25 protein-coding genes are annotated in these 25821 nt (G+C 29.9%); 4 read left to right on the plus strand and 21 right to left on the minus strand.

Features of this window, described 5'->3' with window-relative positions; translation table 11 throughout:
• Nucleotides 1-35: 35 nt before the first annotated feature.
• From JK634_RS18975 to ptsP, 3 genes are all read right to left on the minus strand, one after another.
• Entirely contained in the window at nt 36-1250 is a 1215-nt protein-coding gene (locus JK634_RS18975) for a tetratricopeptide repeat protein (RefSeq protein ID WP_202769326.1), read from the minus strand.
• Between the two features lie 120 nt (nt 1251-1370).
• Nucleotides 1371-2663, minus strand: a complete 1293-nt coding sequence (locus JK634_RS18980) for a homoserine dehydrogenase (RefSeq protein ID WP_202769327.1) — start codon at nt 2661-2663, stop codon at nt 1371-1373.
• Nucleotides 2664-2905: 242 nt separating this feature from the next.
• The gene (gene ptsP, locus JK634_RS18985) at nt 2906-4522 is read right to left on the minus strand and encodes a phosphoenolpyruvate--protein phosphotransferase (RefSeq protein WP_202769328.1); all 1617 of its coding nucleotides are present in this window, start codon (nt 4520-4522) and stop codon (nt 2906-2908) included.
• A gap of 381 nt (nt 4523-4903) precedes the next feature.
• Here ptsP and JK634_RS18990 point away from each other — a divergent pair, with 381 nt between their 5' ends.
• Complete coding sequence (locus JK634_RS18990) at nt 4904-6895, plus strand: sigma 54-interacting transcriptional regulator (protein WP_202769329.1); 1992 nt, start codon at nt 4904-4906, stop codon at nt 6893-6895.
• A gap of 64 nt (nt 6896-6959) precedes the next feature.
• Here the strand turns inward: JK634_RS18990 and JK634_RS18995 are convergent, their stop codons facing one another.
• Nucleotides 6960-7523 carry a DUF1836 domain-containing protein gene (locus JK634_RS18995; protein ID WP_202769330.1) on the minus strand — a complete coding sequence of 188 codons (564 nt, stop codon included), beginning with the start codon at nt 7521-7523 and terminating at the stop codon, nt 6960-6962.
• A 214-nt stretch (nt 7524-7737) separates the two neighbouring features.
• Here JK634_RS18995 and trhA point away from each other — a divergent pair, with 214 nt between their 5' ends.
• Nucleotides 7738-8385 carry a PAQR family membrane homeostasis protein TrhA gene (gene trhA, locus JK634_RS19000; protein ID WP_202769331.1) on the plus strand — a complete coding sequence of 216 codons (648 nt, stop codon included), beginning with the start codon at nt 7738-7740 and terminating at the stop codon, nt 8383-8385.
• A 33-nt stretch (nt 8386-8418) separates the two neighbouring features.
• On the opposite strand, the gene JK634_RS19005 is transcribed toward trhA, so the two are convergent.
• From JK634_RS19005 to JK634_RS19030, 7 genes are all read right to left on the minus strand, one after another.
• The gene (locus JK634_RS19005) at nt 8419-8991 is read right to left on the minus strand and encodes an accessory gene regulator ArgB-like protein (RefSeq protein ID WP_202769332.1); all 573 of its coding nucleotides are present in this window, start codon (nt 8989-8991) and stop codon (nt 8419-8421) included.
• A 22-nt stretch (nt 8992-9013) separates the two neighbouring features.
• The gene (locus tag JK634_RS19010) at nt 9014-10285 is read right to left on the minus strand and encodes a sensor histidine kinase (protein WP_202769333.1); all 1272 of its coding nucleotides are present in this window, start codon (nt 10283-10285) and stop codon (nt 9014-9016) included.
• Between the two features lie 47 nt (nt 10286-10332).
• Nucleotides 10333-10464 carry a hypothetical protein gene (locus JK634_RS20605; RefSeq protein WP_274228984.1) on the minus strand — a complete coding sequence of 44 codons (132 nt, stop codon included), beginning with the start codon at nt 10462-10464 and terminating at the stop codon, nt 10333-10335.
• 195 nt (nt 10465-10659) lie between these two features.
• Nucleotides 10660-11700 (minus strand): ribonucleotide-diphosphate reductase subunit beta, encoded by a 1041-nt coding sequence (locus JK634_RS19015; protein WP_202769334.1) that lies wholly within the window; start codon nt 11698-11700, stop codon nt 10660-10662.
• Between the two features lie 9 nt (nt 11701-11709).
• On the minus strand, nt 11710-13941 hold the full coding sequence (locus JK634_RS19020; protein WP_202769335.1) for a ribonucleoside-diphosphate reductase subunit alpha: 2232 nt from the start codon (nt 13939-13941) through the stop codon (nt 11710-11712).
• Nucleotides 13942-14243: 302 nt separating this feature from the next.
• A complete protein-coding gene (locus JK634_RS19025) occupies nt 14244-16091 on the minus strand; it encodes a sensor histidine kinase (protein WP_202769336.1) in 1848 nt (615 codons plus the stop codon).
• Nucleotides 16069-16776: a response regulator transcription factor gene (locus tag JK634_RS19030; RefSeq protein WP_207753678.1), complete on the minus strand. Its 708-nt coding sequence runs from the start codon at nt 16774-16776 to the stop codon at nt 16069-16071. Before JK634_RS19030 ends, JK634_RS19025 begins: the two co-directional genes overlap by 23 nt.
• 195 nt (nt 16777-16971) lie before the next feature.
• Between JK634_RS19030 and JK634_RS19035 the strand changes: the two genes are divergently transcribed.
• Nucleotides 16972-17829, plus strand: coding sequence for a YitT family protein (locus JK634_RS19035; protein WP_202769337.1), 858 nt, complete (start codon nt 16972-16974; stop codon nt 17827-17829).
• A gap of 63 nt (nt 17830-17892) precedes the next feature.
• Here JK634_RS19035 and JK634_RS19040 read toward each other — a convergent pair whose 3' ends face one another.
• Together JK634_RS19040 and JK634_RS19045 are read right to left on the minus strand one after the other, a co-directional pair.
• The gene (locus JK634_RS19040) at nt 17893-18456 is read right to left on the minus strand and encodes a Fe-S-containing hydro-lyase (protein WP_202769338.1); all 564 of its coding nucleotides are present in this window, start codon (nt 18454-18456) and stop codon (nt 17893-17895) included.
• Between the two features lie 11 nt (nt 18457-18467).
• Nucleotides 18468-19310, minus strand: a complete 843-nt coding sequence (locus JK634_RS19045; protein WP_202769339.1) for a fumarate hydratase — start codon at nt 19308-19310, stop codon at nt 18468-18470.
• Nucleotides 19311-19414: 104 nt separating this feature from the next.
• On the opposite strand from JK634_RS19045, the gene JK634_RS19050 reads away from it, so the two are divergent.
• Nucleotides 19415-20206, plus strand: a complete 792-nt coding sequence (locus tag JK634_RS19050; RefSeq protein WP_202769340.1) for a hypothetical protein — start codon at nt 19415-19417, stop codon at nt 20204-20206.
• Between the two features lie 50 nt (nt 20207-20256).
• Here the strand turns inward: JK634_RS19050 and cwlD are convergent, their stop codons facing one another.
• The 8 genes from cwlD to rplQ all read right to left on the minus strand — a co-directional run bounded on the left by cwlD (nt 20257) and on the right by rplQ (nt 25809).
• A complete protein-coding gene (gene cwlD / locus JK634_RS19055) occupies nt 20257-20928 on the minus strand; it encodes an N-acetylmuramoyl-L-alanine amidase CwlD (RefSeq protein WP_202769341.1) in 672 nt (223 codons plus the stop codon).
• 115 nt (nt 20929-21043) lie between these two features.
• Complete coding sequence (rpsI, locus tag JK634_RS19060; protein WP_202769342.1) at nt 21044-21436, minus strand: 30S ribosomal protein S9; 393 nt, start codon at nt 21434-21436, stop codon at nt 21044-21046.
• Nucleotides 21437-21462: 26 nt separating this feature from the next.
• The gene (gene rplM / locus JK634_RS19065) at nt 21463-21897 is read right to left on the minus strand and encodes a 50S ribosomal protein L13 (protein ID WP_202769343.1); all 435 of its coding nucleotides are present in this window, start codon (nt 21895-21897) and stop codon (nt 21463-21465) included.
• A 158-nt stretch (nt 21898-22055) separates the two neighbouring features.
• Nucleotides 22056-22790, minus strand: coding sequence for a tRNA pseudouridine(38-40) synthase TruA (truA, locus tag JK634_RS19070; RefSeq protein WP_202769344.1), 735 nt, complete (start codon nt 22788-22790; stop codon nt 22056-22058).
• A gap of 10 nt (nt 22791-22800) precedes the next feature.
• Nucleotides 22801-23610 carry an energy-coupling factor transporter transmembrane component T family protein gene (locus tag JK634_RS19075; RefSeq protein WP_202769345.1) on the minus strand — a complete coding sequence of 270 codons (810 nt, stop codon included), beginning with the start codon at nt 23608-23610 and terminating at the stop codon, nt 22801-22803.
• 20 nt (nt 23611-23630) lie between these two features.
• Entirely contained in the window at nt 23631-24485 is an 855-nt protein-coding gene (locus JK634_RS19080; protein ID WP_202769346.1) for an energy-coupling factor transporter ATPase, read from the minus strand.
• Nucleotides 24470-25315, minus strand: a complete 846-nt coding sequence (locus JK634_RS19085; RefSeq protein WP_202769347.1) for an energy-coupling factor transporter ATPase — start codon at nt 25313-25315, stop codon at nt 24470-24472. Before JK634_RS19085 ends, JK634_RS19080 begins: the two co-directional genes overlap by 16 nt.
• 152 nt (nt 25316-25467) lie before the next feature.
• Nucleotides 25468-25809 (minus strand): 50S ribosomal protein L17, encoded by a 342-nt coding sequence (rplQ, locus tag JK634_RS19090; RefSeq protein ID WP_202769348.1) that lies wholly within the window; start codon nt 25807-25809, stop codon nt 25468-25470.
• Between the last annotated feature and the right edge of the window lie 12 nt (nt 25810-25821).

The raw sequence follows: 25821 nt of genomic DNA on the forward strand, positions 1-25821 counted from the left end.
ATAATAAGACTGTGGGAACTTTATTAAAGGTTCTCCTACTCTCCTAGTATTCCTTTAATATTAGAATTGTAATACATTGAATTTTTATATGTACTTTTAATTACGTTAGCATATTTTACACTCTCATCTTTATTTATGTCTTTATTTAATATAGCCAATCTATAATTAACCTCTGCAGCATACTCACCTTTTTCATTTTCTTTAAGATAGTCTTTATATGCCTCAATAGCCTTATCCACTTGTTGATTACTTTCATAAGAAGTTGCTATTAGATATGAAATATGTTCTCTAAGATAGTTTCCTTCACTTACTTCGTAAGCTTTTTTATACTCACTAATAGCATTTACAAAATCTTTATTCTTAAAAAAGCCATTTGCTTTATCATAAAAATATTTAATCCCATCTTTATCTAATAAATCTTTGCTTTCTAAGTATAATTTTCTTTGATTAGCATCTAGACTATCAATTTTTACATCACGAATAAAATTAAGCATAGAATCATAATCTTTCTTATCTATGTATTGTTGTAATAAACTCCAATCTTTTGTAACTACTTCTTCTTTGGACTGGTTGTTTTCCTTTGCTGTAGTATCTTCTTTTACTTCAATTACTACATTGTTCTTTGGAGGTTCTTTTTTAGTAAATAGATTTTGTATTGGTGTTCTCAAAAATATTACTATAGCTACTAATAAACCTATAGAACCCAAAACTGAAATTAGCTTTATAGGTAAATGTTTTTTCTCTCCAGTAAACAGAGCAATTTCCTGCTCTATTTCTTTGATATATTTATTGTTTTTATCTTTTTCCTTTAGCTTCATTAAATAGAATTGTGCTTTTTCCCATTCTCCTAATTTAATATACGCTTTTGATCTAAGAACATTAACGTTAATAAAGTTAAAATCAGATGTGGCACAATCATCCAATATCTCAAGAGCCTCAACTATTTTAACGTCATTATATAGAGATAGAGCCTTCCTATACATTCCTTCTTTATCTGAGTCTAATTCTAATCCGTGTAAATATTTCTTTGCAATATCATCATTATTAAAATCCTTGCATATCCTCCAAGTTGCTTTAGCTCCTTGATAATCTCCCTGAATATATAATAAAAGCCCTTTTAAGTTAATTAAAGATGCATTTGATAAGCCTAATGACATTCCTTTTTCACAAATGTTTAGAGCTTTTTCTAATTCGCCATTTGAGTAATAATACATTGCCTTATTATGCAACTTGTTTCCTTGGTTCTTCATATTGTATCCACCCTTTAATATAGTATAAAAAAATTATACCATAAATTCAGTATGTAGCTATCTATTTATACCATCCTAACTAGCATTACTAAAAAAGAGAAGTTCATTCAAGAACTTCCCTTAACTATTAAAACTTTCTATTCTAAGTAAATTATCTACACTTTCTAGAGCCTGTAGCTCCTTTATCTGTTCAAGTGCATTCATTAAATCACCTTCATTTGTATGATGTGTTACTATAACCAATGTTGCATTATCTTTTTCGCGTCCTCTTTGTATTATTGATTTCATACTTACGTTATGCTTTCCGAAAATAGTTGTTATTTCCCCTAATACACCTGGTCTGTCAGTAACAGTGATTCTTAGATAATATCTACGGTTTATTTTTGATATAGGCTTTATATCCCTTTTCCACAAATTGTTTTTAACTGCGGAATAGTTTTCTAAATTACCTTCATTTCTAAGTACTGAGAGAATGTCTCCCACCACAGCAGAGCCAGTAGGTAAATCTCCCGCTCCTCTTCCATAAAGCATCAATTCTCCAACTGCATTTCCTTTTACAAATATAGCATTGAAAGAATCATGTACATTGGCTAAAGGATGTGTCTTTGGAATTAATGTTGGATGAACTCTTAATTCTAATTCATTTCCCTCATCCTTTGCTATAGCTAATAATTTAATAACAAAACCTAGTTCTCTTGCAAAATTAATATCTGTAGAATTAATCTTTGTTATACCTTCTCTATATACTTGGTCAAAATTTACTTTTGCCCCAAAAGCTAATGAAGATAATATTCCTAATTTATATGCAGCATCATATCCTTCAACATCCGAAGTTGGGTCAGCTTCAGCATAACCTTTTTCTTGAGCTTCCTTTAGAGCTGTTTCAAAATCTAAATTCTCCAGCTCCATTTTTGATAATATGTAGTTTGTAGTACCATTTACAATCCCATATAATTGCTCTATTTTATTTGCTGCAAGACTTTCATTCACCCCTTGAATAATTGGAATACCACCTGCAACTGAAGCTTCATAATAGAACATCACTCCAAATCTATCTGCTGCTTCAAAAAGTTCATCCCCTTCAGTAGCTAATACCATTTTATTAGCAGTAACTACATGTTTCTTCTGTTTCATGGCTTCCAACATATATTCTTTTGCAGGATTCACTCCACCCATAAGTTCAACAATAATTTTTATTTCATCATTTTGAATTATCTCTTCATAATTAGTGGTAAGAAGACTTTCTGGAATATCTACTCCTCTAGCTTTATTTTTGTCCCTAACTAATATTTTTGCTATTTCAACATCATAACCTGAACGTTTTCTTATTTCTTCGCCATTCTCATTTATTATTTTCCATACTCCTCTACCAACGTTCCCTAAACCCAATAAGGCTATTTTAATTTTTTTCATTTAAAGCCCCCTCCTTATCATATTTAAATCCCCAATTATCTTACTTCAATTTATCATATTCTTATTATATATTTATTAAGTTAAAAATTCTATAAAAATTTTATGTTTTTATTAACTATTAATTATTATTTCATTCAATTCCTTTATCATTCGTTAATTCAATTTGAAGCAAAAAAAAGAGAGGTGAATTTCACCTCTCAAAATGCATTTTGGTTTAGAGCGTTTTGTTATCTCTCTATATTCTATTGCTCCATTATTATCTTCTTAGCGTTAAGTATAGATGATGCACTCATTGAGAATTCATCTAATCCATATTCTACAAGTGTTGGTATAGCTGTTTCGTCTCCAGCCATCTCTCCACACATTCCAACCCATTTTCCATGCTTATGAGCACCATCGATTGTCATCTTTATTAATCTTAATACTGCTGGATGCATTGGGTTATATAAATATGATACTTTTTCACTCATTCTATCAGCTGCTAAAGTATATTGAATTAAGTCGTTAGTTCCAATTGAGAAGAAGTCTACATGTTTAGCTAATTCATCAGCATAAACAGCAGCTGCTGGAATTTCAACCATTATTCCCCATTGAATTTCTTCTGAGTATTCTTTACCTTCTGCTCTTAATTCTGCTTTACATTCTTCAACTACTTCTTTAGCTTGATTAAATTCTTCTAATCCTGAAATCATTGGGAACATTACTGCTAGCTTTCCGTGGATAGATGCTCTTAATAATGCTCTTAATTGAACCTTGAATAATTCTTTTCTATCTAAACAAAGTCTTATTGCTCTATATCCTAAGAATGGATTCATTTCTTGTGGTAATGGTAGATAAGGTAGAGTTTTATCTCCTCCAATATCTAATGTTCTTATTACAACTTGTTTTCCTTCCATCTTTTGAAGAACATATCTATATGAATCATATTGCTCATCTTCAGTTGGTGCACTATCTCTATCCATGTATAAGAATTCTGTTCTGAATAATCCAACACCATCTCCACCATTAGCTAATACTTGGTTTACATCTTCTGGCTTTCCGATGTTTCCACATACTTCAACTCTCTTACCATCTTTAGTAACTGTCTTAACATCAATTAATTTCTTTAATTCTTCTTGTTCTTTAATGAATGATTCTCTTTTTGCTTTATATTCATTAACAACTTCTTCTGATGGATTAATTATAACTTCACCTTTGATACCATCTACTATAACAAAATCTCCATTTTGTACTGTAGCTGTTATATCACCTAATCCAACAACTGCAGGAATCTCTAATGTTCTTGCCATGATAGCAGAGTGTGACGTTCTTCCACCAATATTAGTTAAGAATGCAATAACCTTGCTTCTATCTAATTGAGCTGTATCTGAAGGTGTTAAGTCGTGAGCAATTACTATTGTATTTTCTTCAGTAATTGAGAATGCATCTCCGCCTTTACCTGCTAAGTTTAATATAATTCTCTTAGAAACGTCTTTAATATCAGCTGCTCTTTCTCTCATATATTCGTCATCCATAGATTCGAATATCATTACGAAAGTGTTTGTAACGCCTTCAACAGCCTTCATTGCATTTATTTTAGTGTTTTCAATTTCCATTTCCATTTGACCTGTAAATTCTGGATCATCAAGAAGTGTAATATGAGCTTCAAAAACTTCTGCTTTTTCAGCACCCATTTCTTTAACTGCTTTTTCTTTTATTTTTTTCAATTGCTCTCTTGATGCGTCTAACGCATTATGTAGCTTTTGTTTTTCTTCTACTATATCATTTACCTTTTGGTCAGTTATAACAATTTCTTCGTGTTCTTGTATAAATGCCTTGCCTATTGCGTAGCCTTTTGAAGCTGCAATTCCTTTTTTCATTACTAGAATCCTCCTTATTCAAATAAGCCTAAACTTATAATTAGTTCTAAACAAAATATTCAATATAATATATAGCAAGTCTCATGCCAACTTGCTTATTTTAACTCAATCGGATATATTATATCATAAAAAATAAAAATATAGCAAATGAAAAGGTTTATTTAAATTAATTTAATTTTAATTTTTCCAGAGTATGTTAAAAAATTTTAACTCACATTTACCTAATATTATTATATGCGCTATTTTCTATAATATTATTGATAAAATGTATCAATATTCATCTAAAACATTGATATATTCAGTATTTATGATAAAATATAAACGTTGATACTTTTTATCAAGCACATTTTTTTTGATACTTTTTATCAAAGGGAGGATTTTATGTACACTAGAAACATAGCTATTCTAGATCCAAATGGTCTACATACAAGAGTTGCTGCAATGCTAGTAAATGAAGTTGATAAGTTGCAATCAAAATATTCCGTTAATCTATATATAAAAAAACCTCAAAAGACTGACTGGTTAGCATTTTCTATGTTAGCCTTGCTTTCCCTTAGAGTTAGATGTAATGAAACTATAATAATTGGTTCTAAAAATGATGATGAAGCTTCAAGAAAAGCTATAGATATTTTATATTCATTTATAATGAGTAAAATCAATTTAGAATCTCAGTTAATGGAGCAAATCGACGTTTTCATTGAAGAAAGCAAAATTGCCAATGAACAAATACTCGACTCTTTACCTATTGGAATTGTTGTTATTGATATAAATTCAAATATCACGTACATTAATGATTATGCTCTAAAAGTATTTGGAATTGAACATTCTAATGCCATTGGGAAACCTATTGAAGACTCAGTTGAAAATACTAAACTACCTTCGGTTATCGCTTCTCCACAAAAACAATTTGGGCAAATTCAACATATTAATGGGAGAATAATAACAGTAAACAGAAGTCCAATTATAAGCAAATCTAAGCTTATAGGCGCCTGTGGAGTTTTTCAAGATGTTTCTGATATTGTTGGTATGAAGGAATTAAACGAAAAATTTCTTAAAATTATGGAGATTTCCCACGATTTAATCTGTTTCGTCGATGAAAATGGAATAATAACTTATATTAATCCTGCTTACATCAATCACTTAGGAAGTATATCCGAGAACATAGGAAAAAGTATATTTGAAGTTTCTCCAAAAGGGTTAAGAGTTAAGGCTTTTGAAAAAAGAGAGCGTATTGAAAATATAGTTAGGACAAAAAATGGTGTAGATATAATCTCAACCATAACTCCACTATTTATAGATGGTGACTTTAAAGGAATTCTTTCAACTTCAAAGGTTGTTTCCGAGATAAAGGAATTAGCAAGTAAGCTTGAACGATCTCAAGAACAAGTTGAATATTATAGAGAAGAATTAAAAAAGCACACCTTAACTTCTAATGGTTTTTCAGAAATTATTGGAATTAGCTCTTCTCTTAAGGAAGTTATTTATGTATCTAAAAAAGCTGCTGAAAGTACATCAACCGTACTTGTCAGAGGAGAAAGTGGAACTGGTAAAGAATTAATCGCAAATGCCATCCATCATAATTCTAGTAGAAAAGATAAACCGTTTATTAAAGTTAATTGTGCTGCTATCCCAGAGAATCTTTTAGAGAGCGAGCTTTTTGGTTATGAGAAAGGGGCATTTACTGGTGCGACAAAATCAAAGCCAGGAAAATTTTCTATTGCTGATGGCGGTACTATATTTTTAGATGAAATAGGTGATATGCCTTTATCAATGCAGGTAAAACTGTTAAGAGTATTGCAAGAAAGAGAAATTGAAAGCTTAGGAGGTATAACCCCCCAAAAAATTGACGTTAGGGTTATTACTGCTACTAATAGAAACTTAGAAGAAATGATACAAACTGGAACTTTCAGAGAGGATTTGTACTATAGATTAAATGTGTTATCCGTGCAACTTCCTCCTCTTAGAGATAGGAAAGAAGATATTCCTGCCTTAGTTGAGTATTTTATTATCAAAATCAACGACAAACTTTCTAAAAACATAAAGGGAATTGATAAGACTGCTTTGTCTGAGTTAATAAATTACTCTTGGCCAGGTAATATTAGAGAATTAGAAAATATAATTGAAAGAGCAATAAATCTTTGCGAAGATGAATTTATTTCTTCAAAGGATTTACCTTATCACTTTAGAATAACATCATCAAAAAAAGCCTCTATTCTTCCACTAGATGATGAGATACTCCCTTTCGAAGAATATGAAAAAATAATCATTCAAAAGGCTATGGAGAAATACGGAAGTTATAATAAGGCTGGTAAAGCTTTAGGGCTTACCCATAGAACTATATCGTTAAAATGTAAAAAATATGGAATAGAATAAAATTTGACCTAAGAAAAAGTAGTATTCTTTTATAAACTTTTTCTTAGGTCATAATATTTTATATTTATTTTTCACTTAAGCTAATATCATCTACTATTCTTTCTGCAAGTTTTCTATACATATTGCTCATATTTATAAAAGAACTTAAGAGTAACATCTTACTTATATATCCATCCTTTTCAGGCTTAATATTCTCAATAGATTTATCAACAGTATTTTTAAAATTATTCACATCTTCGTCATATATTTCTAAGTATTCTGTGTATAATTTTCTTAAGGGGAATTCTTCACCTTCACTTAAGGATTTAACAATTGGATTCATTATTTTTTTTATATCATTTATAGATAAACTTCCTTTAAACTGATATATTAATGATAAAAGAATTAAATGCTCCTTTGAATATTTTTTGTTTTTTATGGGCATTATTAATTTATCCTTAGCATAGTTGTTTATCATCGTTTTGGTCAAAACCTTCTCTTCTTCATTTCGAAGAGCTTCAGTGTACTTAGCTTCAAATAGTTGTATAACTTGATCCATATATAGATCTATTTCTGGTATTTCATCTAAAGTTATTGCATTTTCTAATGATAATTTATCTATTAAATTCTTAATATTTTCATTTTTCATGTATTCACCTTCTAACGTATAGTTATAAATACTATGTACTAAATTATATATATCATAAACTTAATTTTAAATCTACAGTTTAAGTAAAATTAAAAATAAAAAAATATATATTTTTTATAATTACCACTTGACACATAGCTACAATCATATCATAATGTAATTAATATATCACATAGTTTTGAAAACTACATATCAGAACAAGGAGGCTTTCACAATGGAAAAGTACTTTAGAGAACCAATCAACGGATTTACACATCTTTTTGGTGCCGTGGCATCACTTATAGGATTAATATTCATGCTTATAAAAGTTTCTATTAATGGTGCTTCAGCTTTATCTATTACAGCAATCGCTATTTTTGGAGCTAGCATGATTCTATTATACTCCGCTTCAGCGACGTATCATATGGTAAAAGCTTCTGACAAGGTTATTAGTTTTTTAAGAAAATTAGATCACTCTATGATATTTGTACTTATTGCAGGTTCCTACACTCCTTTTTGTCTTATAGCATTAAAGGGAGTTCAAGGTTGGGTGCTTTTTTCAATAATAATGTCTATTGCAGTTCTTGGTATAGTATTTAAAATGATTTGGTTTAACTGCCCTAGATGGTTATCTACTCTAATCTATATTCTTATGGGTTGGATAGCAGTTTTTGCAATTGTTCCTCTTTATTCTGCTATCTCATTAAATGGTGTCCTATTACTTGTTTTAGGTGGTGTTCTCTATACAGTTGGAGGAATAATTTACGGAATAAAACCTAAGATACTTACATTTAAATACTTAGGTTTTCATGAAATATTTCACATATTTATCTTGTTAGGTACATTAGCTCACTTCTTTTGTATTTTTAAATATGTAATTTAATATACTTATTTATAATGGAGGGTCTTATAGTTATTAAGATCCTCCTAATTTTATGTCTTTTTCCTTATTAAACATTAATAAAGCTTGGAATAATATAACCCAAGTTATTATAGTTGCTATGTATGCATACTTAAATAAAATTATAGAAACTAAATATTCAATGACAATAATAAATATTCCCACCTTTCTATTCCTTTTAATCAAGTCTATCTTTGTCAACCTCATTTTAGGATTAACTATAGGTGCTTGATGCCATATGCAAAACACTGCTACTCCTCCGAGTAGAATTACTGAAGTAAAATTCAAACTAATACAATTTTCTAAATATATTATAATCCCTATAGTGATTAGAGTTGATATAAAGCATTTTACTTGATTATCTTCATGATATCCTCCTATAAATGGTTTGCTTAAAGACATTAATCCAATTGCTAATAAACCTTGTACTGGGTAACAAATGAAGCTAAATACAATTATAGTTCCTATAAACTTTGCTGCTTCAAATATAATAATTCGCAACGCATACTCAACTTCTTGCTCTTGCTCCTTATTATAATTATTTGATTTTGCAATTATTTTAGAGAATGCTTTTATGAATCTTCTCAATATTCTCCCCCCAAAAACTTTTTTAACATCTTTTGTAAGGTATTTTAATAGAAAATTCTGTCCAACTCTTAGTACTTCTTAGGACTATTTCTCCTCCTGATTTATTAATAACGTCTCGTACAATACTTAAGCCATATCCTCGTTCTCCGTCTACATCACTCTTCGTACTAAATCCAGCTTTAAAAATCTTTTCCCTATTTTCTTTAGGAATTTCAGGGCCGTTATTTTCTATGTTTACTATAATTCCGTCATAGCTATTATAACTATTATACTTTATGGTTGCATTTTGTATATTCAAAAGAACGTCAATAGCATTATTTATAATATTTGATAATAGTTTTAAAAGCTCACTGTCTGATATAGATAAATTCTCATAGTCTGCATTATCAAATGCAACTATATTTATTCCTTTTGAAAGTGCATTATTTAATATGGATGTGACCATAGGGTTAGCTTGTACATTAAGATTTATTACCGAAGATGTATTTTGATATCTTTCTACTATTCCTTTTAATAATTCTCCCATTCTATCATATCTTCCAAGCTGATATAATCCATATAGACTGCTTATTTCACTCCCATAGTCATGCTTAATTTTTTTAAGTTCAATAATCTTATCATTTAACTCAGTATTGAGAAGTTCAACTTCTTTTGTATTACTATTTATTCTAGCAAAATAAATTAAGGAAAAAATAAAAGCAATTAATGATACAAAATATAATAGAAACTTAAAAGTGATTCCCATGCTTTCTATTGTCCACTCTATGCGTAGAGTATCAATAAAAATGAAAGCATAGTCTATAAGTAATATAACTATTATAGAAATCTTATAAGCTTTTAATGAGATTACAACTTCAAATAAATTCTTTCTATATTTATAAATAAATATATAGGAAATAAATGCTGGTATATATATAAATATAATTGCTTCAACATCCTGTGGCATTCCTAGATTTAATTTTGTAAAGAAATGTTGATAAAAGGTAACCAAAAAATATGATAACGTTGTGATTATGGCATAGGCTAACCCAAATCCCCAAAACCCATCGTTTACTTTCTTTCTATAGAATAAGACAATTAAAGCTAGCACTAAAGTTACCATAATAAAATTTGCTAGTGGACTACTCATCGGAATATATGTAAATATATTAATGATTGCAAATATTAAAGCTACAAGCAAATAGGACTTATTTCTTGTATTCTTATTTTCTTTTTCAGCAATATTATTTGATATCCACACAAAAAGAATTGATTGGCAGAAACTATTTAATATATCAAAAACTTTATACAACATTTTGAATTCCCCCAGTGTATTTTTAGGGGCCAAAATGCCCCCTTTTTTTATCTTTTGTCTTTCATTGATTCAGGCATTTCTTCCACTGCCATACTACTCATTGATGCTGGTCCAAATACTACGATAAGAGCTGCTACTGCAAGGCAAGCTTTTCCAATACCTTTTAGAAATTTTTCCATACAAATCACCTCTTATAAATTTATGTAACCTTATCCACTCTTATTATACAATATTTTTCAAAAATATCTAAATATTTTCTTTGATATATAAATTTTGACTTTTTCCTCTGAAAAAAAAATAGAATCAACTAGAAAAATGTAATATTTTATCTTCTAATTGAATCTATTTTTTAATATTTATTATAATTTTTAACTCTATAAATCATCTACCAAAGTTCCCGCTTTGGCATATGCTGTTGACTTTGCTTCAAAAAAGTCTGTTTTTACTTTATTTGCATCAGCATAAAAATCTACCCATTCAGCTGGATTTTCATTATATCCATCATATAATGGTTTAAACCCTAATGCTGTAACTCTTAAATTTCCTAAATATTTAATATAATCTTCTATTAAACTCTTATTTAGCCCTGCAATATTGTCTCCAATTACATAATGCCCCCAAGCTATTTCATTTTCAACTCCTGCCCTTACCATATCTCTTAATTCTTCTACCATATCCTCATTAAATAATTGAGGTTCCTCCTTTTGAAGTTCTCTAATTATACTTCTAAATAACCATAAATGAGTATTTTCATCTCTATTAATATATCTTATTTCTTGAGCTGATCCTGGCATTTTACCATTTCTCTCAAGGTTATAAAAGAACATAAATCCAGAGTAAAAATAAACCCCTTCTAAAACATAATTAGCCATTATTGTCTTTAAGAAATTATAATGTGTTGGATTTTCAACAAAATTATTGTATAAATCCCCTATAAATTTATTTCTTTCTAATAATATCTTATCGTCTTTCCATTGATATAATATTTCATTTCTTTTCTCTGGAGAGCAAATTGAATCTAGCATATATGAATAACTTTGTGAATGAACGGCCTCTTGAAAAGCCTGTATGGTTAAACATAGATTAACTTCAGATGCTGTAATATAATTATTTATATTTCCTAAATTTGCTGTTTGTATTGAATCTAGAAATATTAAGAATGAGAGAATTTTATCATAAGCTGTTCTTTCTTCTGGTTTTAATTTTTGATAATCCTTTAAATCTTGAGCAAGATTAATTTCCTCTGGAATCCAAAAGTTATTCATTGCCTGTCTGTACCAATCCGAAGCCCAATTATATTTCATATTATTAAAATCATTTAAATTAGTTGTATTACCATTTATCATTTTCTTTTTTGATATTTCTGTATCACCATTTTCATTAAACAACGGCTTTTTTGTTATTAACTTATTCATAATTTCCTCCTAAGCTGAACAGCTTTCACAATCTTCAACTGTTAGTGATTTAGAACGTACATAATAAATACTCTTAACTCCGCTTTTGCAGGCTTCTATATAAAGATTCATAATTTGCCTCATAGTATAATTAGTTGTTATATATAAATTAAAAGACTGTCCTTGATCTATGTGTCTTTGTCTTACCCCATTCATTTTAACACTCCATGCCTGATCTATATTATATGCAGAAATATAGTACCAATAATTGTCCATAGATAAATTAGGAGCTGTTTTAGGGGTTATGCTTCCTTTCTTCTCCTCAAGCCAGAATCTAGACATTACTGGATCTACCCCTTCAGATGTACCAGCAATAGTTGCTGTTGAACCATTTGGTGCAACAGATATTAAATACCCATTTCTCATTCCATTATGTTTTACCTCTTCTTTAAGTCCATTCCATCTTTGCGAATTATACTCTCTTAGCTTAAAATAATCTCCACTTGCCCAATCTGAGCCTTCAAAGTATGGATAGGAACCTTTTTCTTTAGATATCTTCGTACTTGCTTTGATCGCATAATAATTGATATTTTCATATACCTTATCTACAAACTCTCTATGATCATCTGATGTCCATCCTATCTTATTATTTGCAAGCATATGATGATATCCTGAGGTTCCAAGACCTATTGCTCTGTACCTTTTATTAGTTACTTCTGCAAACGGAACTGAATAGTAATTTAAATCAATAACATTGTCCATAGCTCTTATTTGAGTTTCAACAACATACTCAAGTTCTCTTTCGTTTAATACATCGATATTTCCTAAAACTAGTGAAGATAAGTTGCATACTACAAAATCTCCTGATTTAGTTTTCTCAACAATTATCTTATCTCCATTTTCATCAACAATTTCTTCTTGAAGTATTTCCATTGAACTCATGTTTTGCATTATTTCTGTGCATAAGTTAGATGAATATATCATTCCTTTGTGTTTATTTGGATTCATTTCATTTACTGCATCTCTGTAAAATGCGAAAGGAGTTCCTGTTTCAGCTGCACTTTTAATAATAAGCCTAATAATATCCTTAACACTCATTACCCTTTTCTCTATTCTATCGTCTTCCACACATTCATAATATCTTTTTTCCCACTCTTCACCATAAAAATCTTCTAATGAATAACCTTTTGCACTTCTTATCTCATGTGGACACATCATATACCAGTTAGCATCAATATCCTCTTCTGCAAGCTTCCAAAATAGATTTGGATAGCATAACCCCGGAAATACATCATGTGCCTTCTTTCTATCGTCTCCATTATTAGTCTTTATTTGTAAGAATTCTGGAATATCCTTATGCCATGCATCTAACCAAACTGCAACACTTCCATTTCTAACGCCAAGCTGATCTACAGCAATAGCTGTGTCATTAAAAAGTTTTACCCACGGTATAACACCACCAGAAGCTCCTTTAAAACCTCTGATTGGTGATCCTAAAGATCTTATCTTTCCAATGTATATTCCCATTCCGCCACCAAATTTTGAGACTTTTGCGAAGTTATCTAATGATTTATATATACCCTTTAAAGAGTCATCTACAGTATCTATAAAGCATGAACTTAATTGATAAAATGGCTTTCTCGCATTAGACATAGTTGGAGTTGCCATAGTTGCCTTCAAAGAACTTAAAACATCATAAATTCTTTTAGCCCAATACAATCTGTTCTCCTTTTTTTCTGGAATTGCTAAATGCATAGCTATTCCCATAAACATTTGTTGTGGTAATTCTAAAGTTTTTCTATTGAAATCTTGTATTAGGTATCTTTTAGCAAGTAAGCTTATCCCTCCATATGTAAATAAGAAATCTCTCTCTGGCTTTAATTCTTTCTCTAAGATTTCAATATCCTCTTTTGAATAATTCTCTAAGATATACTTTCCATATAATCCTTCATTCGTAAGTAGCTTTATAAACTCATATAGGTTTTTATATGGATCTTCTGTTTCTCCTAGTGCTCTGTTTTCTTTGATCTCATCGTATAACATATATGTAAACAATCTTGCAGCACCTTTTTCCCATTTTGGCTCTTCAGCTGAGGTTAATTCTAAAAGTACTTGCATAGTTGCTTTAATCCTTTGTTTACTATCCATTTTAGGAGTAATTATCCTCTCTAATGCTTTTGATAGTCTTTCCTCGTTATAAACTTCCTTTTCACCGTTTATGGCTTCTAATGCTATTTTTATTAAGTTTAACAAATCCTCCATGATATCCCCTCCACTAGATATTGTATGCCTAAGTTTTCATTCTTAGCGTTTCATACAATATATTGTCCATATAATTATAGTTGCTTAATTTTAAATTGTAAATTTTGATAACATATATTTAAGTAAAATAAACCACATTATCTCTTATTATCTTTTGTTTTCCATATAATTTCTTATCAATATTGTTTCTCCCTTAAAATACAATCTTTATTAATATACATTCTCCAGACAATCCTGTCAATTGATATATATCTAAAAAATATAAGGATGGACTAGTTACACTAGTCCATCCTTATATAAATTTATTTTTTCAACATAATATAGACTTTAAACATATCGCCTTCAACTTCTAGCCTTAAATCTCCATTATGTATTTCTAGAATATTCTTAACTATTGCTAATCCAAGTCCTGAGCCTTCAATATCTGATGTTCTAGAAGAGTCAGCCCTTACAAACCTCTCCATCATCCTCTCAGGTTTAAAGTTCATTTCATACGAAGATATATTCTTAAAACTAATTGTTACCCAACTTCCATCATCAAAGATATCAATATATATTCTTGTATCTTCTAATGAATATTTTAGAGCATTGGTAATTATATTATCAAAAACTCTTACCATTTTATCAGGATCCACATCCATAACAATACTTTCATTATATGTTACAACCTTTGTAGTAAGTCCTCTTTCTTTTAACTTCTCTTGATACTCTCCTAATATCATGTGTATAAGCTGGACAATATCCACTTTAGCCTTATTTAACTTAATCTTTCCAGAAGATAGTTTAGACATTTCAAACAGATCATCTATTAATATTTTTAATCGTTGAGATTTTGCCCCAAGTATCTTTAAATATTCATTTTTCTCATCTTTTGTTATATCTTCTCTCCCTAATATGTTTACGTAATTAATAATCGATGTTAATGGAGTTTTTAAATCATGAGAAACATTTGAAATTAATTCTGTTTTTAATCTCTCATTTTTTACTCTCTCTTCAGCAACTTGTCTATACCCTTCCTGCATATGCTTTATACCTTGTACAATTTCACTAATTTCACTTTTACTTTTATATTTTAATTCAGCATCCATATTTCCCTTATCATACTCTCTTACCATATCTAACAATTCATATATAAATACATAATTTCTTAAAATACTAAATATTAAATATGTTACTAATATTAAAATAAATCCTAAGTTAATAAGAGATAGTGTTGTATGAATAATTTGCATATCCAGATTCAAATGTAATAGACTTCCGAGATAAATTAGTATCCTTTGAATATCGAGCCCCCAAAAAGGCATTACAATAAAATTAACTATAATTAGTCCACTTATCAAAATCAAAACTTTGTTATTTAGATTTTTTATAATCCTCTTTGGCACCTCTTTTAAATAGTAAACACCTTCTCCAAGTTTGCTATTCCTGATTTCATCTATTACTTCAATATAACCCTTTGTTTTAAATAAAAACTCATATTTAATTAATATTACTATTATTAGGGATAGATTTAAAATAAAGGCCAAAAAGAGCATTCTATTTTTAACAATAGAATTATCATAAACAGTTCCTCTAACAAAATAATATTCGTTTATTCCTCTCATATTTTTCTTTTTTTCTGGTGTCACAGAAAAGTTCTGACTTTTTGTTATTTCATTAAAATCTTTATCGTTATCAATTTTATAATAAACTATTCCTTCTTTATTAGCTAACTCTTCAAATAGTTCATCTGCCTTAGCACCTCCAACTATTTGATCTGAAACCCAGCCTCTGTTAGTTATATAATAAGGAATTCCTTTATCATCTTTTAAATCTTCGTCTATATATATGTAACCTATATAATAACTATCATCCATTGTGTCCTGATTATATTTTCTTGCATCTACTAAAGCTTGGTTTCCTTGATTTAAAATATTATATTGTCCTTGAATATTTGATATAAGCTGCAAACTATCATTAACTAATCTTCTTTCTTTATATTTTTTACTATTTATTATAGTGTCATAGGTAAATATTCCTCTTGAGGCCTCCATAATAAACGTAGTTATTATATTAAATGTTAGTATTATCATAGTTGAGCAAATAACAACATCAATTATTGAAAACTTACACTTCCACTTATAATATTTACTTTTCAATCTTATACCCAATACCCCACACCACCTTCAAGTATTCAGGTTCTTTTGGATTTATTTCAATTTTTTCTCTAATTCTTCTTACATGAACCGTAACAGTATTTTCACTATTATAGAAAGGCTCGTCCCATACTCTTTCATAAATTTCTTGGATGGAGAAAATTCTACCTGGATTAGAAACTAGAAGTAATAGTATTTTATATTCTGTTGCCGTTACTTTTATTTCTTTTCCCCTAACAGATATAGTTTTTCTTTCCTTGTCTATTACCAAGTCTCTTATAGATACAATTTCCCCTTGCATTTCTCTTTCTCTATTTTTCGCCATTATAGGATTATCATATCTCCTCAACTGAGATTTTACTCTTGCTACTAGCTCTAGATGATTAAATGGCTTAGTAACATAGTCATCGGCTCCTAAATTCAATCCTAAGACCTTATCAGAATCCTCTCCTTTTGCTGATAACATTATAATAGGTACATTACTTGTCTCTCTAATCTTCATGCATGTTCTAATTCCATCTAATTTAGGCATCATTATGTCTAATATAATAAGATGCGGCTTCTCATTTTCAAATATCTCCAGTGCATCTTCTCCATCTCTTGCCTTTAGAACTTTAAAATTTTCTCCCCTTAGATATATCTCAATTGCTTCTCTTATTTCTCTTTCATCGTCAGCAACTAATATTTTATAAATTTCCATAATTCTCACCCCATCTTCCATTTTAATAAATATGTCATAAGAAGTTTATATAAATTTATTAAATCTTTCTTAAAATTTTACATTTATTTATAAATTTATTATATCAGATTATCACGTTTTACTTTAATTATTGTTGTTAAATTCCATTATTGATTTATAATATATATGAAAACCATAACTTAAGAGGAGAATATCATGGAATTTATTAGAGACAAAAAAAACTTATGTTTAGACATCTTATTGATCTTTGTAGGATGCTTTATTGCATCTCTAGGAGTTAATATTTTCTTAGCAAACGCTAAACTTTTAAGTGGAGGTGCAACTGGTTTAGCCCTAATAATCCAGTACTTCACTGGATTTAAAGCTGGTTATTCCGTTTTTCTTTTAAATCTCCCACTGTTTGTAATTAGTTACTTTAAATTAAGCAAACAATTTACTCTTTATTCAGCTATAGGAATGATTTCTTTAACTGTTTCTTTATTAATAACTGAAAGATTTAATTTACATATTAATATTGATGATTTACTCGTTTATTGTATATATGGCGGAGCATTATGTGGTATAGGCTATAGTATCGTTTTTCTTAGAAACGGATCAACAGGCGGAACTGACATAATCACAATGCTCATTAGAAAGAAATATTCAAACTTCGATATTGGAACTGTTGGTTTTACTATTAACGTTTTAGTAGTTATTCTAGGTGCTATATTTTTCGGATTACCTAGAGCTTTATATACTCTTATATCTATATATTTGCAAAACATTATTCTTGATAAAGTATTAAAAGGATTAGGAACAAAAAAACTTTTAATGATTCTTACTGAAAAAGAAGAGGATGTCATTAAATTTATTATGAATAATATGCATAGAGGTGTTACTTCTTTAAATGCTGAAGGAGAATATACTCATCATAAGAAGAAAATGATCTATTGTATAGTTACTCTACCCCAATTGGTGTATTTAAAATCACAAATCACTTCCATTGATCCTAAGTCATTTATAACCATAATCGACGTTTCTGAAGTAAGAGGAAGAGGATTTAAAAATTTATAAAAATATATAAGAAAAGACCACTTTATGAACTTTATAAGGTTCCATAAATGTGGTCTTTACATTTTATTTACTATTTAATGTATTTAGATATTCCTTTTGTCCGATTTCGTATAAGTTATTTCCATTAGCATCTATAACAACTACAAGTGGCATATCGATAACTGTTAGCTTTCTAATTGCTTCTGCTCCCAAGTCCTCATATGCTATTAATTCCGATTCTTTGATACATTTAGCTGTAAGTGCTGCTGCACCACCAATAGCTCCAAAATAAATGGCTTTATTCTTTATCATAGACTGGATTACGTTAACGTCCCTTGCCCCTTTACCAATCATTCCTCTCAATCCTAGGTCCAGAAGCTTAGGTGCATAGGAATCCATTCTATAGCTTGTAGTTGGACCAGCAGATCCTATAACTTGTCCTGGCTTAGGTGGTGTTGGCCCTACATAGTATATAATTTGATCCATTAATTCAATAGGAAGCTCCTTGCCATCTTCTATAAGTTCAACCAATCTCTTATGTGCTGCATCTCTAGCTGTATATATCTCTCCTGATAATAAAACAATATCTCCTGCATTAAGTGTCATAGCTTGTTCTTCAGTTATTGGTGCATTAATCTTAATTTCCATATATATCACCCCTATAATATAACTTCTGCGTGTCTTGTAGCGTGACAGCTTATATTAACTGCTACTGGCAAACCTGCAATGTGAGTTGGAAATACTTCAATATTTACTCCTAAAGCAGTTGTCTTACCTCCAAATCCTTGTGGACCTATACCTAATTCATTTATTTTCCTAAGCATTTCATCTTCTAATTCTCTATAGAATTCATTTTCATTTCTTTGCTCAATATTTCTTAGGAGCGCCCTTTTAGAAATTTCTGCTGCTTTTTCAAATGTTCCCCCTATTCCAACACCTACTATTATTGGAGGACAAGGATTAGGTCCAGCTAGTTTTACTGTTTCAATGATAAAATCCTTAACTCCCTGAACACCGTCAGAAGGCTTTAGCATTTTGATTCTACTCATATTCTCTGACCCAAAGCCTTTTGGTGCAATAACTATTTTAATTTTATCCCCTGGAACTATATCTAGATGTATTACCGCTGGAGTGTTATCTCCTGTATTCACTCTATTTATAGGATCTTTCACTACAGACTTTCTTAAATATCCCTCTTCATATCCTTTTCTTACTCCTTCATTTATGGCATCATATAAATTCCCACCAACCACATGTACATCTTGTCCAAGTTCAACAAATATTACAGCCATACCAGTATCTTGGCACATGGGCATATTTTCTTTTTCTGCTATATTTGAATTAAGTATTATCTTTTCTAACATTTCTTTTGCAATTGGAAAGGTTTCTTCTTCCTTTGATTTATTTAATACATTTCTAATATCTTTACTAAGATAATGATTAGAATCTATACATATTTTTTTAACAGCTTCAATTATTTCTATTACATCTATTTCTCTCATTCCTATACCTCCTGATAAAATTCCCTTAAAATAAAATACATTATGGAATATTCCCATTCTTTCTTAATTATAATTTAATAAGCAATTTCTTGAAAGGATTAATTATGAATAATAATCATAATAAAATAATTTCAGCTCTTGGCTACATATTTATATTATTTTTTTTAGCTTTTCTGTTTTATAAATATTATGCCACCATATTTATTAATGGAGAAAATAATAAATCTAATCCACCAAATAATTCTATAAATGTTTCTCCTATCACAGGAGAAGTTATTCAAAATGTAACTTCTAATGCGCCATTATTACAAGTAACTTATGAATTTAATGACATCTCAAGACTTTATAAAATTACATCTGCTGATATAGTTATAGAAGAATTTCCTTCTGAATCTGGCTCTTTAATTTATAAAGGTATATTTTACAATAAAAATATATCGTTAAATGAATCTATTAATACAATTTCCTCTATTTCCACAAGCTCTTTACCAACTATTAAATTTTTAGATCCTCTTGAACTTGATAAAAATCTTTTTTCAAACAAAATTGACACAATTTTCATTTCTTATACACCTCAATTAAACACTAGTTTTATTTATAAAAATGGCGAGTATTTTCATTATTCTACAAATGTACAAGATGTTAATAGATTTTCGAATACTCCTATTACTTTTAAAAACGTTCTTGTAGAATTTAGGGATAAATCCGGAGACACTCACGATGGAATGTTGTTTTCTGGTGGAAAACTTCAGAAACTAAAAATATCTGGCACTAAAATTACAATGATAAATGATTCTAAAGAACTACCATTTTCCTTATTAAGAGGCAACACCATTTGGATTAAATGTCCAAATTCCTCTAAAATAATAACTGCTGATTCACATATTGAAAGTTAAAAAGACCTATTTCAACATAGGTCTTTATATTTCCCAGGAAATTTGTATTTCTATTGTTTATAAAATTCATTAATTCCATCTTTTAAAGCATCTGCAATCTTATCTTGATATTTTTCATCTTTTAACAATTCTTCTTCTTTTGAATTCGATAAAAAACCACACTCTACTAAAACATTAGGTCCTGGATAATTGTCTCTTAAAATTCTATATTGTTCTTTAGCATCTTTAGGAACTCTATTATTATTTTTATCAAGAGTATTTTTTAGTGATTCTTGTAATATAAGTGCTAATTTCTTGCTTTCTTCATTTGATGCATGCCAAACTTGTGCGCCACTAACCTTGCTTTGAGGAAACATATTTTGATGAATGCTTATGAATATGTCACAATTTGTTTCTTTCTTCATTGCACATCTTTTTTTTAAATCTTCTACTTTCTTCTTTCCCTTAGTGTCTTCGCTATATAACCCTTTATCTTCTTCTCTAGTTAAAAATACTTTATATCCCTCTTTATCTAATCTCTCTTTGAGCTTAATACTTATATTTAAGTTTATATCCTTTTCACTAGTGCCATTTTTTGATTTTGCACCTCCATCAATTCCCCCATGGCCAGGGTCAATTAAAATCACAGTTTCATTTTTTTCCTTTGCTTCTACCTTTTCTAGGTTAATATTGGTGAAAAATATGCTTATAACTATTAAGACCGTAGATATTATTCTTTTCATTTTTTAACCTCCAAACTATAATTTAAGCTTATTTTTCTCTTTTTTTGTTAACTATATTCTCTGAAAAATATAGAAAAAAAGAGAGTCTTTCGACTCTCTTCGTATGTTGAAAATATTATCTCTTTGAGAATTGTGGAGCTCTTCTTGCTTTCTTAAGACCGTATTTCTTTCTTTCCTTCATTCTTGGGTCTCTTGTTAAGAAGCCAGCTTTCTTTAATTCTGGTTTAAGTGCTTCATCAGCTTTTAATAAAGCTCTTGATACACCGTGTCTTATAGCTCCTGCTTGACCTGTAAGTCCACCACCATGTACATTTACTAAAACATCAAATCTTTCTTTAGTTCCAGTTAAAACTAATGGTTGGTTAACTACAACTCTTAAAGTTTCTAAACCAAAATAGTTTTCTATTTCTCTCTTATTTATTATAACTTTACCTTCACCAGGTACAAGTCTTACTCTTGCAACAGATTTCTTTCTTCTTCCAGTTCCTAAATATTGAACTTTTGCCATTTTTTATTCCTCCTCCCGAGCCTGTATTAGTACTTTAATTCTAGTACTTCTGGTTTTTGAGCTGCATTATCATGTTCTGCACCTCTGTAAACCTTAAGTTTCTTTAACATTTGTCTTCCTAATACTCCCTTTGGAAGCATTCTTCTTACTGCTTCTTCGAAAGCAAATTCAGGTTTTTTATCTAAAACTTCTCTGTAAGGAGTTTCTTTTAATCCACCTGGATATAAACTGTGCTTTCTCATAAACTTTTGGTCTAATTTCTTTCCTGTTAAAACTACCTTTTCTGCGTTGATAATAATAACAAAATCTCCACAATCAACATTTGGTGTAAATGTTGGTTTGTTTTTTCCTCTTAATATTGTAGCAACTTGGCTAGCAACTCTTCCTAGTGGCTTTCCAGCTGCATCAACTACATACCATTTTCTTTCAACCTCTTGTGGTTTAGCGATGTATGATTTCATCATTTTCCCTCCCTGAACACTTTTTAAGTTTCTATTTCCATCTTTATGTCAAGATCCGGGGCTTCTGGATCTTATCCACAAACTATCTTAACAACAAATATCATTATAATACACGCTTACGGGCGTGTCAACAAATTTACAACTTTTATTTAATATTTTTAATAAAAAACTTTTTCAAGAGATAGTCCCATTGCTGGCATACATTTCCCTGCTTTATTTCTATCACCTTCATTGATTATGTCATTTATATATTCTGGTTTTATTTTTCCTTCACCAACTTGAAGAAGGGTTCCTACTATTATTCTAACCATATTATATAAAAAACCATCACCAGAAACATATATTTTTATTTCATCATAGTTTTTTTCTATTTTAATATCCCAGATTGTTCGGACAGTCGTCTTTACTGAACTTCCCGTTGATTTAAATGCTTTAAAATCATGAGTACCTACAAAAAGCTTACATGCTTCCTGCATCTTTTCAACATTTAACTTTTCTTTAACTACGCAAGAATAATTTCTTCCTATTGCCTTTGGTGCTCTTCTATTTATAATTGTATAACAATAAGTTTTCCCTTTAGCTTGATATCTTGGGTGAAAATCTTCTAGAACTTCCTCAGATTCTAAAATTACTACATCATCAGGCAGCTTTTGGTTTATAGCTTCCCTAAACTTTTCGCTTGGGATCTTACTATTTGTTTTAAAAGATGCAACAAACCCCTTAGCATGAACCCCTGAATCAGTTCTGCTACACCCAATTAACTCCACTTCTTCATTAACAAGCTTTTTAATAGCCTCTTCTATCGTTCCGCATACAGTTCTTCCACTTTTTTGTTTTTGCCATCCATAGAAGTCTGTGCCATCATACTCAATTAAAAGCTTTATATTTCTCATATAATATCACCTAAAACTTGAATCTTACATAAAAACTAAAGGCTATTAATACTGCTATTATAAAGAATGCTACAGCATCTCTACTTTCATATTTTAATTGCTTCATTCTTGTTCTTCCATTCCCACCTCTATAGCATCTAGCTTCCATTGCATTTGCAAGTTCATCAGCTCTTCTAAATGAACTAATAAATAATGGTACCAATAATGGTATCAAACTTTTAGCCTTTGAAAATATATTTCCTCCATCAAAATCAGCACCCCTTGCCTTTTGTGCTTTCATTATTTTGTCTGTCTCATCTATAAGAGTAGGAATAAATCTTAATGCAATTGTCATCATCATAGCTATTTCATGAGAACTAATCCCCACTACCTTTAATGGTTTCAATAACCTCTCTAATGCATCAGTTAACTCAATCGGTGATGTGGTTAATGTTAGTATAGATGTACCTATAATTAGGAATATGAGCCTTAAGGTCATAAATACAGCCACTTGTATTCCCTCTTCATATATATTTAAGAACTTCCATCCCCATATTAAAGTATCTGATGTACCTTTTATCATAAATACATTAAGAAGTGCAGTAATCACTATTAATGTTATAACTGGTCTAAGTCCTTTAAAATAAAAACTTGGTGATATTTTTGAGTTAATAATAGCTGCTGCAATAAATGCCACAATTAGAATATATCCTACAAATTTATTTATTATAAATAATGATGCAATAAATAATACAGATATTAATATTTTAGTTCTAGGATCAAGTTTATGTATGAATGAGTCCCCGGGTACATATTGTCCTATAGTTATATCTTTAATCATATTCTACTCGACTCCTTTCACTAATCTCTTTTTAATATCTTTAGTAAGGCTTCTTTTGCTTGACTGATTGTAAATATGTCATCACCTAGTTCAAAACCCTTACTCTTTAATTCTTTAACTAAATATGTAACTTGTGGTACAGCTAATCCAACATTTTCTAAAGTACCAATCTCCTTGAAAACATTCTTAGGAGATTCATCAAGGATTATTTCTCCACCATTCATTACAATTACTCTTTCAGCTACTTTTGCAACGTCTTCCATGCTATGTGAAACAAGTATAATAGTCATACCATATTCATCATGTAATTTTACTATTTGCTCTAATATTTCATCTCTACCTTTTGGGTCCAAACCAGCTGTAGGTTCGTCGAGAATTAAAACCTTAGGTTCCATTGCTACAACACCGGCTATGGCAACTCTTCTTTTCTGACCTCCACTAAGTTCAAAAGGAGACTTTTCCTTATATTTGTCATAGTCTAAACCAACCATTTCCATAGCTCTTCTAACTCTTTGAGATATTTCTTCCTGATTTAATCCTAAATTACTTGGACCAAAAGCAATATCTTTCGCAATTGTTTCTTCAAATAATTGATACTCTGGATATTGAAACACTAACCCTACTTTTTTTCTTATATCTGTTAGTTTTGCGCCTTTTTCAGTTATATTTTTATCATCTATAAATATTTCACCAGAAGTTGCTTGTAGTAATCCATTTAAATGTTGAATTAATGTAGATTTACCTGACCCCGTATGTCCAATTAATGCTACAAATTCTCCTTGATTTATTTCTAATGAAACATTATTTAATGCAATTTTCTCAAAAGGACTTTTAGGCATATATATATGAGTTAAATTACTTACTTTAATTGACATAATGCATTCACCATCTCATCCACATTTAATATTTCTGTACCTATTTCTATTCCTGATTTTTGTAATTCAAATGCTAATTCGGTCACTTGTGGTACATCCAAGCCAATCTCTTTCATTTCTTTCACTTTTGAAAATACTTCTCTTGGTTTTCCTTGTAATACTATATTTCCTTGTTCCATTACAACTACTCTATCACCTTCAACTGCTTCATCCATGTAATGAGTAATTAATATAATAGTTATCCCTAGGTTTTTATTTATTTCTTTTATGGTCCTAATTACTTCTTTTCTTCCTGAAGGGTCTAACATAGCTGTTGGTTCATCAAGTATAATGCACTCTGGTTGCATTGCAAGTATACCTGCTATTGCAATTCTTTGTTTTTGGCCACCTGATAATAGATGTGGTGCATGTCTTCTATATTCATACATACCAACCTTTTTAAGACTTTCATCTACTCTTTTTCTAATTTCACTTGGTTCTACCCCAAGGTTTTCTGGGCCAAAAGCAACATCCTCTTCTACAATTGTGGCTACCATTTGATTATCAGGATTTTGGAATACCATTCCAGCAGTTTTTCTTACATCCCATATATTTTGTTCATCCTTAGTATCTAATCCATTTACATATACAGTTCCATCAGATGGTGTCAGTAATGCGTTTATATGTTTTGCTATAGTTGATTTTCCTGAACCATTATGTCCTAAAACTACTAAGAATTCACCTTTTTTAACTTCTAAATCTACACCTTTTAAAGCATAATACTCTTCTCCATTTTCATGAGAGAGATATTTAAAACTAAGATTTTCACATTTTACAATATTCTTTTCCATCATGACTCTCCCTTTCTTTAATAACTATTATAAAAGATACACTTAAATAATTCTATAGCTTTACCAAAGTCCTTATATATTTTATAACAGTTACTATCTTAATCTTTTGTATATTAAAATGGGGACTAAGTTATCACTTAATCCCCTTTATATTATACTAATTCAAGTATAACTAATTCAGCACCGTCTCCTCTTCTTGGACCAACTTTGAACATTCTAGTGTATCCACCTTTACGTTCAGCGTACTTAGGAGCGATTTCTTCAAATAATTTCTTAACTACATCTTCTTCAGTTACGAAAGATAAAACTTGTCTTCTAGCGTGAAGATCTCCTCTTTTTGCTAGAGTTATCATATTTTCAGCAAGGCTTCTTGCTTCTTTCGCTCTAGTGTCAGTAGTTTCTATTTTGCCATGCTTTAAGAAGCTTGTAACAAGGTTTCTTAACATAGCTCTTCTTTGGTCTGTTGGACGACCTAATTTACGATAACCTGGCATGACTATACCTCC

The sequence above is a fragment of the Clostridium paridis genome (genome assembly GCF_016765615.1).
GTDB classification, from domain to species: domain Bacteria; phylum Bacillota; class Clostridia; order Clostridiales; family Clostridiaceae; genus Clostridium_T; species Clostridium_T paridis.

What these genes read in the sequence shown, in the direction of transcription:
- JK634_RS18975 (WP_202769326.1), bottom strand. Translation starts at nt 1,250, where the DNA reads ATGAAGAACCAAGGAAACAAGTTGCATAATAAGGCAATGTATTATTAC.
- JK634_RS18980 (WP_202769327.1), bottom strand. Translation starts at nt 2,663, where the DNA reads ATGAAAAAAATTAAAATAGCCTTATTGGGTTTAGGGAACGTTGGTAGA.
- ptsP (WP_202769328.1), bottom strand. Translation starts at nt 4,522, where the DNA reads ATGAAAAAAGGAATTGCAGCTTCAAAAGGCTACGCAATAGGCAAGGCA.
- JK634_RS18990 (WP_202769329.1), top strand. Translation starts at nt 4,904, where the DNA reads ATGTACACTAGAAACATAGCTATTCTAGATCCAAATGGTCTACATACA.
- JK634_RS18995 (WP_202769330.1), bottom strand. Translation starts at nt 7,523, where the DNA reads ATGAAAAATGAAAATATTAAGAATTTAATAGATAAATTATCATTAGAA.
- trhA (WP_202769331.1), top strand. Translation starts at nt 7,738, where the DNA reads ATGGAAAAGTACTTTAGAGAACCAATCAACGGATTTACACATCTTTTT.
- JK634_RS19010 (WP_202769333.1), bottom strand. Translation starts at nt 10,285, where the DNA reads ATGTTGTATAAAGTTTTTGATATATTAAATAGTTTCTGCCAATCAATT.
- JK634_RS20605 (WP_274228984.1), bottom strand. Translation starts at nt 10,464, where the DNA reads ATGGAAAAATTTCTAAAAGGTATTGGAAAAGCTTGCCTTGCAGTAGCA.
- JK634_RS19015 (WP_202769334.1), bottom strand. Translation starts at nt 11,700, where the DNA reads ATGAATAAGTTAATAACAAAAAAGCCGTTGTTTAATGAAAATGGTGAT.
- JK634_RS19020 (WP_202769335.1), bottom strand. Translation starts at nt 13,941, where the DNA reads ATGGAGGATTTGTTAAACTTAATAAAAATAGCATTAGAAGCCATAAAC.
- JK634_RS19030 (WP_207753678.1), bottom strand. Translation starts at nt 16,776, where the DNA reads ATGGAAATTTATAAAATATTAGTTGCTGACGATGAAAGAGAAATAAGA.
- JK634_RS19035 (WP_202769337.1), top strand. Translation starts at nt 16,972, where the DNA reads ATGGAATTTATTAGAGACAAAAAAAACTTATGTTTAGACATCTTATTG.
- JK634_RS19040 (WP_202769338.1), bottom strand. Translation starts at nt 18,456, where the DNA reads ATGGAAATTAAGATTAATGCACCAATAACTGAAGAACAAGCTATGACA.
- JK634_RS19045 (WP_202769339.1), bottom strand. Translation starts at nt 19,310, where the DNA reads ATGAGAGAAATAGATGTAATAGAAATAATTGAAGCTGTTAAAAAAATA.
- JK634_RS19050 (WP_202769340.1), top strand. Translation starts at nt 19,415, where the DNA reads ATGAATAATAATCATAATAAAATAATTTCAGCTCTTGGCTACATATTT.
- cwlD (WP_202769341.1), bottom strand. Translation starts at nt 20,928, where the DNA reads ATGAAAAGAATAATATCTACGGTCTTAATAGTTATAAGCATATTTTTC.
- rpsI (WP_202769342.1), bottom strand. Translation starts at nt 21,436, where the DNA reads ATGGCAAAAGTTCAATATTTAGGAACTGGAAGAAGAAAGAAATCTGTT.
- rplM (WP_202769343.1), bottom strand. Translation starts at nt 21,897, where the DNA reads ATGAAATCATACATCGCTAAACCACAAGAGGTTGAAAGAAAATGGTAT.
- truA (WP_202769344.1), bottom strand. Translation starts at nt 22,790, where the DNA reads ATGAGAAATATAAAGCTTTTAATTGAGTATGATGGCACAGACTTCTAT.
- JK634_RS19075 (WP_202769345.1), bottom strand. Translation starts at nt 23,610, where the DNA reads ATGATTAAAGATATAACTATAGGACAATATGTACCCGGGGACTCATTC.
- JK634_RS19080 (WP_202769346.1), bottom strand. Translation starts at nt 24,485, where the DNA reads ATGTCAATTAAAGTAAGTAATTTAACTCATATATATATGCCTAAAAGT.
- JK634_RS19085 (WP_202769347.1), bottom strand. Translation starts at nt 25,315, where the DNA reads ATGGAAAAGAATATTGTAAAATGTGAAAATCTTAGTTTTAAATATCTC.
- rplQ (WP_202769348.1), bottom strand. Translation starts at nt 25,809, where the DNA reads ATGCCAGGTTATCGTAAATTAGGTCGTCCAACAGACCAAAGAAGAGCT.